The organism is Streptomyces sp. NPDC055078, from assembly GCF_053607985.1.
This window is the reverse complement of the sequence record NZ_JBSGUP010000012.1, coordinates 22,790-36,624: the sequence shown is the minus strand read 5'-3', so window position 1 is coordinate 36,624 and position 13,835 is coordinate 22,790. Positions and strand designations below refer to the sequence as shown.

The following is a 13,835-nucleotide window of genomic DNA, read 5'->3' as shown; positions in this document are numbered from 1 at the left end:
CAGAGCTTGGTGGGCGACACGGCCCTAGGTATCGAGGAAACCTGAATGAACCAGCCGATGAGAGACAGCCGCAAGCGGAGAGTCCGACCGTCCGAATCGTGGTGGCAACGCAGGCTGCAGACGATCACGACAGGATCCGCTGATGGTCTTTGGCGTGTCGGCGCGCGCACCACAGCCAAGAGAATCCTGGAGAAAGCGTCGCCTAACAACCCTCAAGCACGTGGAATGCTTGCCGAGCTCCTCACCGCAGCGGGGAATCCAGACGAGGCTGAATCCCTTTTTCTATCCCAGGCGCGCGAGGGCAGTCCCGGGGCAGCCTTGCAACTGGCGGATCTTCTATATGAACGCAATGCATCCCGGGTCGAGATTGAAAAGTGGTACAGAGCCGCCGTGAAGGAAGAGGATGCTGGCGCACTGAACAACCTCGGGTGCTTCCTCAGTGACGATGATGAACGCCTGGACGAGGCCGAGGAACTGCTGATGCGCGCATGGAAATCGGGCGACCATCTAGCCCCCGGAAATATCGGAAGAATGGCAATGGATAAAGGAGAGCCGCAGGCTGCTGTTCCGTGGTTCGAAAAATCTATCAACCTGGGGGTGCTCTCAGTGCTTCCGCTCGCCGCCAAAGCGTATGCAGAAGTGGGAAATTTTGGAGAGGCTAACCGTCTCATTAGCTTGGCGATTGAGCGCGATGTGACGGGATCCCACCTCGCGCATGCCGAAATGCTGGCTGGTCACGTAATCGATTCTGACGGCGATCCTGAGAAGTGGTTCATTTCAGCCATCAGGCGACAAGAAAGCGGCGCTGTTTTCCCTTACGCGCGATGGCTGCATGACCAAGGTCGAATTGATGACGCGGTGCAGTTCTATGAGAGAGCCGCAGTTGAAGGGGAAGTTCATGCTCACTTGAATCTTGCCGTAATTTTCGATGACCGCGGGGATATTCAAGCGGCCGAGTCACACCTTCGCACTGGAATGGAAGGCGGCGACCCCGTGGCAGCGGTTAGCTATGCGCGCTTTCTCTATGACCACGATCGGGAGCCTGAGATTCCTGCAGTCATAGAAGCGGCCGAGCGGCTCAACGCCCCTCAGGACGAATTGATGGAAATGCGAGATCTTTTGAGGCCGGAATGAGATCCTGCCGGGAAGGATTCACCCTGGGTAACCAAAACATGGGCATGGTGCAGGAGTCGGTCGACGGTCGCGGTGGCGAAGGTCTTGGTCATGATTCGTCGAAGCCGCCAGCCAGAACACTCACGCCGTAGTCACTGGAGAGCCGGACGACTGGGAAACCGTCATGTCCGGTTCGGCGGGAGGCCGCGCAGAACAGAGTCTGTCACGACAGACACCTCACCGCGCGGCCGACCCAACCGCCTGGCTCCACCAGTTGAAACGACTATCCGCCACTAGCGGTGGTTTGTTAAACCAGGCAGTAGAGATCAAGCGGGTGGCCTGCGCCGACTGTGTTGATCGGGGTTTGGGGTTCGGGTGACGGTGGTGCGTTGCTCCAGGCGCGCCAGCAGCGTTGGAGTGTCGTCCAGGGATCGAGCCAGGCCCGCACGGTGCGAACGGCCTATGTCCAGCCTGGCTTGTTGGGGCTGGCGGTGTTCGCCCGAGCCCCTCTCGGGCGGTCCCGTCGGCGTGGCGGTCGGCGGATCCGTGGCGGCGACGGTGGGCTCCAGCTCGGGAGGTCGGGTGAACCAGGTGCTTCTGCCCCTCCTGGTCGGTCAACCTGCGCACACGGACAGGCTCAGCCACCACACCCCCAACGGTCGGATCGGACGTCTCCGGACATCCAACCGCTGGAACCGCCGGCCCGGCGAACCTTCCCGGTCAGAACACTAGATAGGCGCCGACCTCCACCTCGCGCTGCTCTAACTCGCCTGCAGCAGCATCTGCTTGAGACGTCTCCGAACCTCATTCCTGAAACGATCAGCATGCACCCGGATTTGCACGGGGAACCTCCCATCGTCTGAGAACGGGTAGTCGGGGCGACATCACACTCAGATGGGCTGGTTTGTTCAGGCAGCCAACAGTGCGGACCACCCTATCGCCGCGCTATCGGTGATTCCGGCGAGCGCGAAGCCACACCCAGACGCCTCCAACAGTAGCGACGCCGAGGGCTTGGAAGACGGCGGTTGTGCCGCCTGGTGCTCCCGCCACCTTGCCCGCGGCGAGGATCCCGCCGAGGAGGAGTACGTACGGAAGGAGGAAGATGATCGTGCGTCCGGCGGTGCTGGGGTTCATGAGCTGGTTCCTATCCGATCTTCGAGGCTTGGGTAAGCTGACTCCGCCGGTGATGGATCCGTTTAAGGGCCTGGTCACTGCCAGGGATCGTGATCCTATGGAGGAGCGCCAGGAGTTGCGGGGCCGTGGCGCGAGCTTCGCCTGGCGATAGGCGATGCCAGCAACCTACGCTGTTGCCCACGGCGAGGATGGTGCTGGTGTGCTGCGGGCCCAGGTGCTGGTTCCACACCTTGGCCAGGTAGCTCCAGCTCTTCCAGCCGCATCGGTAGTCTTTGGCAAGCCAAGCGATGTCCCCCCGTACGTGGCCGGCGGACAGGGTATAGAGGTGGTCAGCGCCGTGCCGTGCGGTCAACTCGGTGAGTAATTGGTCGGCTTCGCGGGCCGCTGCGGCGAACTTGTTGTGGTTGGCGGTCGCACAGACTGTTTGGAGCCGGGTGCGATATGGGTCCGACAACAGGGCGTAGGGGCGATCAGGTGGGGTGGGGACCGAGGGGGAGAGCCGCTGCCCGTGCGCTGATCCTCCGGTCGGCCGAGTGTGGCCTTCGGGTGCGGCTGTGGCGTGTGGGGCAGGTGCCGTGGCCGGTTGGCTGGTTCCGTCCGGAGCTACCCGGATGTCGGTGGTGTACGCGGCCTGATCGTCTCGGATGGCCGCATGGATTGGTGCCTGCCGGGCGGCGGCCTCCAACTGAAGGTGGGCGAGTACAGCGGCGTTGGTCGGGACTCCGGGAGTGGGCGCGAAGTACTCGTCATCGATGAAGGTCATTCCGTCGGTCGCGATGCGCACATGTACGACGCCGGTCATGGTCGTGGTACCTGCCTCTCCGGGTCAGTCAGATGGTGCTGGTGCCTCCCGCACTGGGGAATCCCGGCTGTGTCCAGCCGCGATAGCGCAGGCGCCATTTGCCTGCGGTCAGATCCTTCCGGCTGACGATCACGATTTTCCCTTCGCCCCGGTAGGAATCGAGGACATCGTTGCTGGCGACCTTGCCGTTCCCCAGGTAGAGGGCTACGTGCCCCGCGTCCTCCCCCGTGTCGTAGAAGAGGAGGCTGCCAGCCGGCGGGTTGGCGTCACCGGGGTGCGCGAGGCCCCCGTCGACGAGCCGGTTCCAGTGCACATTGGCGGTCTCTGAGCCGGAGAATCCATAGCCGTACGCTTGGGCGACGAAGTTGTCGCACATGCGGTACCAACCCCGTTTGCCTGATGTCCTGCGCGCGGCAGCGATGGCTTGGGCAGGTGTGCGAGGGTTCCTGACAGTGAACTCCGCTGCCGGGTCGCTGCCCGCTCCCTCGGCCTCATCGCTGTCACAGCCGGTGGAGATCGAGGTCACGGCGTGGGTTCCCCAGGTCTTGGCAACGAGCGCGCCTGCTGCCTGTTCCCACTTGGCGTATTCGCGTACCAGTTCGCCCGCTGGGCGCTGGACTGCCCCGGCGACCCTGGCGAGCGGTCTGGTCTGCCATTCGGGGATCGCGACGAGGGAGTCATAGAACTTTCCTGCCGCGTAGATGGGATCTGTCAACTGCTCGACCGTGCCCCACCCTTGGCTCGGCCGCTGCTGGAAGAGCCCGACTGAGTCGCGGTCGCCACTGCGCAAGTTCTCCAGTGTGGATTCCTGCATCGCGGTCGCGACCGCGATCACTGCTGACCGGGGTGACAGCTTCCTGCTTCGAGCGACGTTGGTGATGGTTGACGCATTGCGAACCTGCCGAGCGCTCCACCGCGCGGCCGTCTGGCTCCCTTCAGGGCGGAGCGGGACCACCACTTGAGTCCCGGTGGGGCGCTCGATTCCCTCGAAGAGCACAGGCTCGCCGCCCGCAGCGTCGCCGACCCGGCCGTTCCCCACCGCCTGGAGCCCCTCGCAGGTCTGGACAGTTTGAGACTGGCCCGACGCTGCCGACACGAGAAGCACGCACAGGCATAACACCGTCAAGCCCAGGGCGAGAACGACGAGAGCGGTCTTCTTGACGATGACCACCTCACTCCAGCGTCAACATATGTTTATGGATGTTCTCAGTGAACAGCATTCAGGGCCAGATGGCCAGCAGCCAGCCATCGCGCGGCGCCGAATGCGTGAGCGGGCAAGCGCAATCCCTCGATCCCGCCCGAAGGCGCCCGCCGCCCTCGATCTACAGTGAGGTGAAGGAGAGTCATGCCGTTTCACCTGGGACGATTCTGTGAAGTCGAGAGTTCGGCCGCGTGGCTGCCAAGGGCTCCGCGATGCGAGGGTGGCACAGAGCGTGGGCGCGCGGGACCCCTTGGATCCGGCCAACAGGCTGAAGAGTTGCATAAACACTTGTTGTCAAGGCTTGATGTGGGTAGCTTGTGTCGCGTGTGAACCGTGCTCTAGGTCAGCTCCGCGACGGGGAGAGAGGAGTGGCATGTCTGCTTCCCATGAACTGGTGGTGGTCCTTGCCGCGAACGGAGACATCGGCACTCTGGTCGATGGGATCGCACCCGAGTGGGGGCCTTTCGAAGCGCTGGGCACAACCGCGCGCACGGTGGTGCAGGCGATCATGGCTGGTGTGATCGTGGCCCTGCTGGGCCGAGCGGCCCTTGGCGCCTTCCACATCAAAGTCGGTGAGGGCCAGCACGACACCGCACAGGTCAGCAAGGGGAAGAAGGAGGTCGGCGGCAGCCTGATCGGCGCTTTCTCAGTCGCCTCCCTCGCGACCATCTTCACCATCGTGTATGGACTGGGAATCTGATGGCGGCCAACCCACGCGGTCCCCGCGTACTCGGTGGCGAAGGCCCTGCTTCCAACCCCGAAGGCAAGCCGTGGTGGCGGGGAATGGTCATAGCGGGCGGCGTCTTCACGCTCCTGCTCGCCGTGGCCATCGGGGTGCGATCGTCAAACGGCGACGGCAGCGGCGAATCACGCGGCGTGCCCCCGGCCGCGCCCTCCGGGAGCGCCGACCCCGGCCAGAACGCTCAGGGAGCCGGCGGCGACGGAGCCGTGACGGAGCAGGAACAGGTCGACGGTGTCCCGGTCGGCTACGCGCGTTCCGAAGCCGGAGCCGTCCGGGCCGCGGTCAATTACCAGATCGCGCGGTCGTCGGCGCAGTACTTCACGGACCCGTCGACTCGTCGCAAGATCCTTGCCGCGATGGCCGCCACGGAGTCACGGGACAGGCTGATGCGCAACGACGACGTGGGCATGAAGCAGGTCCTCCTGGCGCTCGGCGTCACGACCGACAACCAGGACGAGCTGGTGGCGCGCGCCGCGGCCATGGGCACCAAGACCATCAGCTACTCCGACCAAGTTGCCACCGTGTCCGTCTGGATGACCGGACTCGTCGGCGTCATTGACAAGAGCGCGCCGCTCCCGGTCGCCGCCTCCTGGACCACATACACGCTGACCCTCCAGTGGCAGAACTCCGACTGGAAACTGACGGCGGTCAGTTCGGTGGACGGGCCCACTCCTCTCGACGACGGCGGCAACGAACCCAGCTCTGTCGAAGAGTTCCGCCGGGCGGACGGGGACTTTCATGCGCCTCCCTATGCGGGCTGACATAGCACTCCGGCTGCGCGTGCGGCTCCTCATCGTCGTAGGGCTTACGACGACTCTGCATGTGATGCTCAGCGCAGGACAGAAGGCTGAGGCCAACGGTTTCAGTGACTGGACATGCAAGAACGTCCCCTTCGCGGACAAGGTCTGCGGCGTCGTGGAGTCCACGAACAAGGCCGTCGACTTCATGAGTGACCCCCTGGGCTACATCGCCCAGTTCTTCAACAACGCCGTCACCAGTCTGTTCACGCAGATGATCAAGGCCCTGCTGTCGACGACATCCATCGACTGGCAGGACCCGGGATTTCTCCGCGCCTACTCCATGGCCTTTGCCGCTTCCACCGTTCTCACTCTCATCCTCTGGCTGTTGGCCGTGGCGAAGCGAGCCGTTCAAGGCGTTCCGCCTCTGCAAGCCCTCGGTGAATCAATCGGGTTTCTGCTGATCGCCGTCACCGTCAGTGCTCTGGCCCCCGCCGGCATCGCCTACATTGTGCAACTGTTCGATGAGGCGGCTGAGGCGATGCTCATGCCGGTGGCCTCGGACGCCGCCGACATGGTGGTCACCGTGACCACCGCCATGGGGGTGCTTCTGGCCATCCCGGGTGGTTCGATTATCGTCATCTTCCTCGCCCTGACGCTCCTGACTGCTATCGCAGGAGTCTGGCTGGAGCTGATCGTCCGGAACGCGCTGATCCTAGCGGGACTCGTTCTGGGCACGAGTGTCTTCTCCGGCCTGGTCGACAGAAGCTTGTGGAATCACGTCAAGCGCTGGGTCGGCGTCATGTGCGGGATTATCGCGAGCAAGTACGTGCTCTTCACTACCTTGAATCTGGCTTCGGGAATGCTCGTCAGCGACGCGAGCACTCCCTCCGTGACGCAGAGCTTCGCCACCACCTTCACCGCCATCGCTCTCTTCTGGCTGGCCCTCTATCTTCCGTTCCAGCTTGCGAAGTTCCTCCCACTCGTTGGCGATGAGATCCAGGGCATGCAACAGGCCAAGGAAGGCATGCAGGGCAGTGCCCAGAATGTCGGAAGCCAGATGGGAGACAGCTTCGGAGAACTCAGTTCGCGCTTTGGAGGCGGAAGCGGAGGTGAGGGAGGCGACCCGGCCCAAGGAGACGGCGACCTGGGTGGAGACGGTGCGGAAGCCGCTGAGGCTGGTGCTGCAACCACTGGAGTCGGTGCGGCAGCGGTTGCCGCGAAGAAGGGCGTCGATTCCGCCAAGGAGCAGGGCGAACAGGCGGTTGAGCAGGGCACGGAGGCGGCCAGCGGATCCATGGGCGATGCCTCCGGTACCCCAGATGCGTCGGCCGGGGCGGCGGGCGATACAACCGCCGGAGACGGCCCAGGGAGCGGTGCCGCATCAGGCCCGGACTCCACTGCCGCGACCGGCGGGGAAGACGCGCCAGGAGACAGAGGCAGTCCCGCGCCCGCCGGAGACGGCAGCGGTCCGGCGGCCGCGGGAGGCGACGACGAGCCTCCGCCGCCGTCGTCCTGGCCCCCAGCCCAGATGCCCGCCGAACAGTCCTCGGATGATCTGCCGACGGCGGACGAGGACTCGCGGTGACACCACCACCACGGAAGGAAGGAGTCAGCTGATGGCCCGCACCTTTGTCTTCCCGCGCCCCAGGCCCCGGGGTCTCCTCGGCCGCAAGCTGGAGGGCGACGAGCAAGTCGTACTCGCCGCGGGATTCCTTGGCGGGCTGATACTCGCGTGGCTGGTCAGCAGCACCATGCTCAAGGTGGTCTGCTTCGCCTCGCTGGCCGGTCCGTGTGCATGGGCCGTTCTCGCTCCCTATCGGGGGCGCACCTTTCTCAAGTGGTTCGAGATCACCCGCACGTACCGCCGCCTGCTGCGCGACGGATCGCTCCTCTACAGATCGCGGGCCCCGTACGCGGGCCGCCACGTCACCGGGCGACGGGTAGCTGTCGACGTTCCTGCCGGTGTCCCCCGGAACATGGAATGGATCAGTGCGCGCACGGCTTTCGGTGAGATCGCGATCCTCCTCCAGCCGCACGAACTGATGTTCACGGCGGCGATCGAGGTGGAGGCGATGCGGGACTTCGGATCGCTCGACACCGAGGACAAGGAATCGCTCATCAGAGCCTACGAGTCCTTGCTCAGGGCCACGGCCGACGGAGGCGGCAGGATCCGCCGTCTTCAGTGGATCGCACGTGTGATCCCGACCGATCCCAACGCGCACGCGCGCGACGCCGCCAGCCGCGCCGATCCGGAGGCACCCGCCTGGCTGGAAGCCTCGTACCAGGAGCTGATCCGGCACGTCGCGGTCACGTCCGAGGACCGGCGCCTGATACTCGTCCTCGGCATCCCGTACACCATGGACTTGGTCGCCGAGGCCCGACGCTATGACACCCTGCACGTCGGCTACGGCATCGCTCTCGGTAAGGAGCTGGAGAACTTTATCCGCCAGCTCTCCCGCGGGCAGTTACGGCATGTGCGCAACCTGGACGAAGCAGGTCTGGCTTCATATATCCACCATGGGTATGACCCCAGTCACTGGATCGATGACACCACAGGCATGGACCGGGTTACCTGCTGGCCGGCTGAACTGGATGCCCGCGATACGGGCCATCTGGTGTCGCGCAGCTGGGAGACCTCCCCGGGCTGGTATTCACGCACGGCATGGATCAAAGAGATGCCGGTCCTCCCCGTCGGGATCAATTTCCTGGCGCCGGTGCTGCTCTACGTTCAGGGCGTGGTCTTCTCCGTCAGCGTGACGATGGACCTGGTTCCGACGGATCAAGCGATCACGGAGGCCATGGCGGATGCCACCAACGAACTCGGACAGGCGGACAAGCGCGCCGGAGTGATCGAGGATCCGCGCGAGCAGAAGGCTCAGAAGGCGTCGCTGGGGACCATGTACGAGATTGCGTCTGGAGCAGCGGGCATCCGCATGGCCGCGTGGATCACCGTCACGGCCCCTGATGGCGAGGCACTGCGCCGGGACGGCGACACCGTCCGCAGTGCGGCCTCCCGCTCCGGAATCCGTCTGGAGTGGACCGACAAGGAGCACTACCGGGCCTTCGCCAACACCTTGCCCTTCGCGGCCGGGCTCTTCCGGAACGGGGGCTGACGCGATGCTGGACATGCTGCGATCTCAGACCCAGACACGACGACGGGCCATCCGCTCCACCACCAGCAACGCCTGCGGCCTCTATCCGGCCGTCGGGGCCGCCAGCATGGACCCGCGCGGCGTCATCATCGGCAGGGAGGCGTACAGCGGCAAAGCGTACATCTACGACCCCTTCGTCCTGTACGACCCCAAGGCCCGGGTGCGCCTTCCCAGCGGACACGCACTGATCCTCGGCAAGTCCGGATACGGGAAGTCCGCGCTGGAGAAGACCTACGTCCTCCGGCAACTCCGGTTCTGCGACCGCCACTTCTGTGTTCTGGACGCCCAGGGGGAGGACGGGACTGGAGAGTGGGACGGCATCGCCAGGGAACTGGGCATTCAGCCGATCCGCCTCGTCTACGGCAACGGGGACCGAGCCGGGGGAGTCCGGATCAATCCGCTCGACCCTCGCATCCCGCCCGAACACCAGGCCAAAGTCCTGGTGAGCATGATGGAGATCCTCATCAGGGGTCCCATCAGTTCGCAGATACGGTTCGCACTCGCCGAGGCGCACAGGGCCGCGATCAGCCGAACCCGTATACCTCAGCACGTGGTGATCCTCTCCGACGTCCTGGATGCACTCACCGCGCCCGGCGAAGCACGGTTGGGCCAACAGCAGATAAGTCCCGAAGAACTCGTGGTGTGGGGACAGCCAGCAGCCCTGGCGCTGGACGAACTCTGCAACCCCGATCGCGAACTGGCGGGCCTCTTCAACGGCCCCACAAGCAGCGGAATCGATCTCGACGCCCGCCTGATCGTATTCGATCTGACGCGCCTGCCTCGCGAAGGCGCGGCCATGCCGCTGCTCATGGCCGTCATAGGCCCGTGGATCCGATTCGGGTGGATCAAGCCGGGAGACAACATCAAACGGACCTTGATCGTTGAGGAGGCTTGGCACATTCTGAGCCACCGCCCCGTCGCCAGACTCTTCGAGGAACTGATCCGATACGGCAGACGTCTGGGGCTGAGTTTCTGGGCCGTACTCCACCATCTCGCCGACCTTGTCCTGGAAGAGGCGCCCGAAGCGAGCGCCATTCTCAAACTGACGGCGACGCGGGTGCTGTATCACATGGACCGCGAAGAAGCGGAGACGACGGCCAACTATCTGGGCCTGACTGTCTGGGCAATGCGAGCGTTGGCGGACGGTGCGAATGTATGCGCGCCGGGGCGCGCGGTATGGCAAGTCGGGTCACGAATCAATCTGGTCGAACACATCCGCACTGCAACGGAGATCCGTCTCACCGATACCAACCGGAGAATGTCGCAAAAAAGCGCCGAGTTCACGAATAGCCTCCCCATGATCCCACTGCAGCCACGGGCAGTGCCCTCATGAGGCGGCCCCGCAGCGTCGACAATCACCCCGCCCCCGGACGTCTCCCAGGGCCCCGTGTTCGGGCACAGGTCCAAGGCGGTGCCGGATGAGGCTGCATCTGGTGCCGGTGCGATTCCGCGATGCCGCGGCATTCGTCCGTGAGTGGCACCGTCACCATCCGCCGCCCGTCGGCCAGGTCTTTGCTGTCGGGGCTGCGGACGAGACCGGAATTCTTCGCGCTGTCGCCATCGTCGGGCGGCCTGTCGCGCGCCACCTGGACGACGGAGCCACCCTCGAAGTCACCCGCACTTGCAGCGATGGAGCCCGCAACGCGAACTCCCTGCTGTACAGCGCCGCGTGGCGGGCCACCCGAGCTCTCGGATACACCCGGCTGATCTCCTACACCCAGTTCGGCGAGAGCGGCGCGAGCTTGCGTGGAGCCGGCTGGAGAGTCGTCGCCCAGCGCCCCTCTCGCTGCGGTTGGCACACTCCTTCGCGTCCCCGTAGGACCCGTGACAGCGCATACGTCGTCCGCACCTTGTGGGAGGCCGAGTGATTCCCGGCAGCCCTGAGACAACTCAGCACAGAGGGTGGGCAGCATGATGCCCCGTGCGGTGACACCCAGAACCGCTGCGCGCCTCCGACTCGGACGGGACGCCGTCTGGATCCTACCGATGGTGACGGTGTTCGTCCTTACCGCGGTGTTCTGGCTGACCGCCTTCCTCTCAGGGGTCGTCGCTCACGGGCGGCCAGCCGCCGTGGGCTGGGACTCAGTGGGCCAGGCCGCAGTCGCTGTCGTCCGCCGGCCCGGGGACCCGGCCCACGCGTGGCCTTCCGGCTCCGGAGTCGGCGGTCCCTGGGCGTTCTGGCCCTGCTTCCTGGTCGCACTCGGGGGAGCAGCCTTCACGATCTGGAGGATCTACTGGTGGTGGAAGCACCGCGGCGCCGACGGAGCGGACGGAATGGCGACACGTGCGGAACTGGAGAAGGCCATGGGCGAGAAGCAAGCCCTGGCTCGCGCCGCCTCGCTACGACCAAGAATGACGGAATGGAACCCTCGCGTATCGATCCGGGACGTTGCCGTCTACGCCGGATGCGCAACACCGTCGGATGTACATCTATGGATCACCATCGAGGAATCCGCCATTCTCGTTGCACCGCCTCGTGAAGGAAAGACGTCACAGATCATCCTGCCCGAGATACTGGAATTCAGGGGAACGGTCCTGGCGACCAGCAGCAAAGCCGAGATCGTCTACAGCACCGCACTCCTGCGTGAAGAACACGGCCCGGTCTGGGTGCTCGATCCGACCGGCCTGTCCGGGTGGCCCCATCAACTGCGCTGGCCGATTTCCGCAGGCTGCGAGGAGTACCAGGTTGCCCGTAAACGGGCGGAAACCCTTGCGGCCACGACGAAGACTGAGGAAGGTACGAGAAACGGAGGCTATTTCGCCCTCAATGCGAAGACGCTCATAACCTGCTGGCTGCATGCCGCAGCCCTGCACAAGCGGCCGGCGATCGATGTACTGCTCTGGGCCACTGATCCCGACAACCGCGAGGCCGTCGACCTGCTCGCGGCCAAGGGCAAGCACCTTCTGGCCGCGGCACTGGCGGGACAGCACGCGGCTGCCGACGAGGAGCGCTCGGCGACCTGGCGGACGGCCGAACAGTCCTTCATCGCCCTCTACGACGAGAAGGTCGCCGCGATCTTTGCCCCGGAAGCAGATGCCGAGGTCTTCGACATCGAAAAGTATCTCACCGAGTCCGGGACCCTCTTCCTCATCGGCGAGGACGAGGAGGGAAGCGCCTTGGCCCCGCTCAACGCCGCGTTTGCCAAGGCCATGTTCGACACGGCCAAGAGGATCGCAGCCCGCAGCCCGAACGGGCGCCTCGAAACCCCCCTGGGCTGCTTTCTCGACGAGTTGGCAAACGTTGCTCCACTACCTGAGATCCCCAACCTCATGAGCGTCAGCGGATCTCAGAACATTTTCGTGATGGCCGTGCTGCAAGGCTATGCACAGGCCGAAGACCGATGGGGCCCGCTCGGTGTGCGGAAGATGTTCGCGAGCGGCACTCTCAAAATCTTCCTCGGCGGCATATCAGATCCGGAGGAACTCAAGTCCTACAGCTCCCTCGCCGGCGAGTTCGACGAAGACGTCGAGTCCGTCTCCGATGACGGAGGCCGGATTTCGGTGTCCACGTCGGTCCGGCGCAGAGCTGTCATCGAACCAGCGGACATACGCAAGGTTCCCGAGCGCCACGGGCTCCTCATCCACCGCCGGACATCAGCCGTTCTCACCAAGTTTGTCCGCACCCATGAAGGGCCACGGGCTGACGAGATCAAGGAGGCCGACCGTCGGGCACGCACGATGGTCGCCAGCCGGACACGACTGTCGAAGGGAGGCGGCAGTGGCTAGCGGCTTTGACGACCTCTTCGCGGCATTGAGGTCCGTGACCGAGGAGGTCGTCTCTCTCAGCGCCGAACAGGTCCTGCTCGGCGAGCGGGTCAAGATGCTTGAGGAGAGCCGCGCATCTGGCATCCCCCTGACAGCAGGCGCATCGGGCGCAGCGGGAGTGACAGAGCGGATTCCCGGGGCGCCCGTGGACTGGGATGCCCTGAACAGCGAGGAAGCGAAGGAGCTGTGGCCGCGGTTCGTGTCCTGGGTCATCTGGCTCGCCGACCGGTACGAGGTCACAAACGATCAACTGCCCAGGCACTGCTGGTGGCTGCACGGCGGGGTCGTGGAAGAGCTGACCGCGCTGTGGACCTCTCGCCAGTCCGCTTACAACGTCGGCGAGGACGCCGGCGCTGCGCCGTACCTGTGGCAAGACGCCCTCGCACGGGGTATCGAGCGCATCGGGCGGCTCTGGCTCGGGACGTGCCGGACCGGCCAGCACCGCGAACGGCACCGCGATACATGGGCGGACATCCGCTACCGCAACACGATTCTCGCCGCCGAGGCAACCGCCTACGACGGCACGGCGGACGGCAGCAAGCCGAGGGACAAGGCCAGCGGAGACGGACGCTCGAACAGCCCCCCGGATACAGACAACCCCAGCAATCCGACCGCCTGAAACAAGGAGAGAAGACCGATGACCATGAACCGCTACGGCATCGAGGCCCGCGCCTACTGGCGGAGATGGCTCCCCGCCCGCCACGCAGCGCTCCCCGACCCGGTCGCATTCTTCACACACCTCGGTGAGCAAGTGGAGCAGCAGGTAGGGGACTTGTGGGACGACCTGGTGACCAAGGACCAGCCCCCCGTCGACGAGACTCATGAGGAGCGCGTCGGCCGACTCGGCCGGCTCAAGGCCGAAGCCGAGGACGCCGTCCTGACAGAGATCGTCCGGCTGCCACCGGAACCAGAATCCGCAGAAGACGCGGACGACGGTCTGCAAGAGAGCGACGAGCAGTTCCAGGCCCGAGTGCGGCGGGTCCAGGAGCGGACCGAATGGCTTGGGACCACCGCCGACGGCTTGATCGACGGCAGCCTCCAGTTGGACGACCTCGACGACGACCAACTGCGCCGCGTTCTGGACTACATGACGCCGTCCTTCCTGCGGCTCCTCGGGACCAGCGTTGAGGACCTGCGATCCCGGGGGCGAAGTCTCTGACCCCAATGAACCGACGAGCAGGTACGA

General features: G+C 64.9%; 13 protein-coding genes. 10 read left to right on the top strand and 3 right to left on the bottom strand.

All coding sequences use genetic code 11. The features are described from left to right. The first annotated feature begins 45 nt into the window (after positions 1–45). The gene (locus ACWF94_RS02310; protein WP_453483864.1) at positions 46–1,134 is read left to right on the top strand and encodes a tetratricopeptide repeat protein; all 1,089 of its coding nucleotides are present in this window, start codon (positions 46–48) and stop codon (positions 1,132–1,134) included. A 924-nt stretch (positions 1,135–2,058) separates the two neighbouring features. Here the strand turns inward: ACWF94_RS02310 and ACWF94_RS02305 are convergent. Genes ACWF94_RS02305 through ACWF94_RS02295 form a run of 3 tightly spaced genes read right to left on the bottom strand, consistent with a single transcriptional unit; the run spans position 2,059 to position 4,220 of the window. Then, a complete protein-coding gene (locus ACWF94_RS02305; protein ID WP_453483862.1) occupies positions 2,059–2,247 on the bottom strand; it encodes a hypothetical protein in 189 nt (62 codons plus the stop codon). A gap of 10 nt (positions 2,248–2,257) precedes the next feature. Next, positions 2,258–3,049: a hypothetical protein gene (locus tag ACWF94_RS02300; protein ID WP_453483860.1), complete on the bottom strand. Its 792-nt coding sequence runs from the start codon at positions 3,047–3,049 to the stop codon at positions 2,258–2,260. A gap of 28 nt (positions 3,050–3,077) precedes the next feature. Next, positions 3,078–4,220 carry a peptidase M23 gene (locus ACWF94_RS02295; RefSeq protein ID WP_453483858.1) on the bottom strand — a complete coding sequence of 381 codons (1,143 nt, stop codon included), beginning with the start codon at positions 4,218–4,220 and terminating at the stop codon, positions 3,078–3,080. Between the two features lie 403 nt (positions 4,221–4,623). On the opposite strand from ACWF94_RS02295, the gene ACWF94_RS02290 reads away from it, so the two are divergent. From ACWF94_RS02290 to ACWF94_RS02250, 9 genes are all read left to right on the top strand, one after another. Then, complete coding sequence (locus tag ACWF94_RS02290) at positions 4,624–4,950, top strand: hypothetical protein (RefSeq protein ID WP_453483856.1); 327 nt, start codon at positions 4,624–4,626, stop codon at positions 4,948–4,950. Beyond that, positions 4,950–5,753 (top strand): hypothetical protein, encoded by an 804-nt coding sequence (locus ACWF94_RS02285; RefSeq protein WP_453483854.1) that lies wholly within the window; start codon positions 4,950–4,952, stop codon positions 5,751–5,753. The genes ACWF94_RS02290 and ACWF94_RS02285 overlap by 1 nt, the downstream gene beginning before the upstream one ends. A 64-nt stretch (positions 5,754–5,817) precedes the next feature. Beyond that, positions 5,818–7,317, top strand: coding sequence for a hypothetical protein (locus ACWF94_RS02280; protein WP_453483852.1), 1,500 nt, complete (start codon positions 5,818–5,820; stop codon positions 7,315–7,317). Between the two features lie 31 nt (positions 7,318–7,348). Continuing rightward, positions 7,349–8,845, top strand: a complete 1,497-nt coding sequence (locus ACWF94_RS02275; protein WP_453483850.1) for an SCO6880 family protein — start codon at positions 7,349–7,351, stop codon at positions 8,843–8,845. Between the two features lie 4 nt (positions 8,846–8,849). After that, entirely contained in the window at positions 8,850–10,217 is a 1,368-nt protein-coding gene (locus ACWF94_RS02270) for an ATP/GTP-binding protein (protein WP_453483848.1), read from the top strand. Positions 10,218–10,302: 85 nt separating this feature from the next. Then, positions 10,303–10,752 (top strand): XF1762 family protein, encoded by a 450-nt coding sequence (locus ACWF94_RS02265; RefSeq protein ID WP_453483846.1) that lies wholly within the window; start codon positions 10,303–10,305, stop codon positions 10,750–10,752. A 406-nt stretch (positions 10,753–11,158) separates the two neighbouring features. Then, positions 11,159–12,610, top strand: coding sequence for a type IV secretory system conjugative DNA transfer family protein (locus tag ACWF94_RS02260; RefSeq protein WP_453483844.1), 1,452 nt, complete (start codon positions 11,159–11,161; stop codon positions 12,608–12,610). Then, on the top strand, positions 12,603–13,268 hold the full coding sequence (locus ACWF94_RS02255) for a hypothetical protein (RefSeq protein WP_453483842.1): 666 nt from the start codon (positions 12,603–12,605) through the stop codon (positions 13,266–13,268). The genes ACWF94_RS02260 and ACWF94_RS02255 overlap by 8 nt, the downstream gene beginning before the upstream one ends. Before the next feature lie 18 nt (positions 13,269–13,286). Continuing rightward, on the top strand, positions 13,287–13,808 hold the full coding sequence (locus ACWF94_RS02250; RefSeq protein WP_453483840.1) for a hypothetical protein: 522 nt from the start codon (positions 13,287–13,289) through the stop codon (positions 13,806–13,808). The last annotated feature ends 27 nt before the right edge of the window (positions 13,809–13,835 follow it).

Excerpts from the sequence above, each read along its gene's own strand:
- ACWF94_RS02310 (WP_453483864.1), top strand. The coding sequence starts at position 46 with ATGAACCAGCCGATGAGAGACAGCCGCAAGCGGAGAGTCCGACCGTCC.
- ACWF94_RS02305 (WP_453483862.1), bottom strand. The coding sequence starts at position 2,247 with ATGAACCCCAGCACCGCCGGACGCACGATCATCTTCCTCCTTCCGTAC.
- ACWF94_RS02300 (WP_453483860.1), bottom strand. The coding sequence starts at position 3,049 with ATGACCGGCGTCGTACATGTGCGCATCGCGACCGACGGAATGACCTTC.
- ACWF94_RS02290 (WP_453483856.1), top strand. The coding sequence starts at position 4,624 with ATGTCTGCTTCCCATGAACTGGTGGTGGTCCTTGCCGCGAACGGAGAC.
- ACWF94_RS02285 (WP_453483854.1), top strand. The coding sequence starts at position 4,950 with ATGGCGGCCAACCCACGCGGTCCCCGCGTACTCGGTGGCGAAGGCCCT.
- ACWF94_RS02280 (WP_453483852.1), top strand. The coding sequence starts at position 5,818 with ATGCTCAGCGCAGGACAGAAGGCTGAGGCCAACGGTTTCAGTGACTGG.
- ACWF94_RS02275 (WP_453483850.1), top strand. The coding sequence starts at position 7,349 with ATGGCCCGCACCTTTGTCTTCCCGCGCCCCAGGCCCCGGGGTCTCCTC.
- ACWF94_RS02270 (WP_453483848.1), top strand. The coding sequence starts at position 8,850 with ATGCTGGACATGCTGCGATCTCAGACCCAGACACGACGACGGGCCATC.
- ACWF94_RS02265 (WP_453483846.1), top strand. The coding sequence starts at position 10,303 with ATGAGGCTGCATCTGGTGCCGGTGCGATTCCGCGATGCCGCGGCATTC.
- ACWF94_RS02260 (WP_453483844.1), top strand. The coding sequence starts at position 11,159 with ATGGCGACACGTGCGGAACTGGAGAAGGCCATGGGCGAGAAGCAAGCC.
- ACWF94_RS02250 (WP_453483840.1), top strand. The coding sequence starts at position 13,287 with ATGACCATGAACCGCTACGGCATCGAGGCCCGCGCCTACTGGCGGAGA.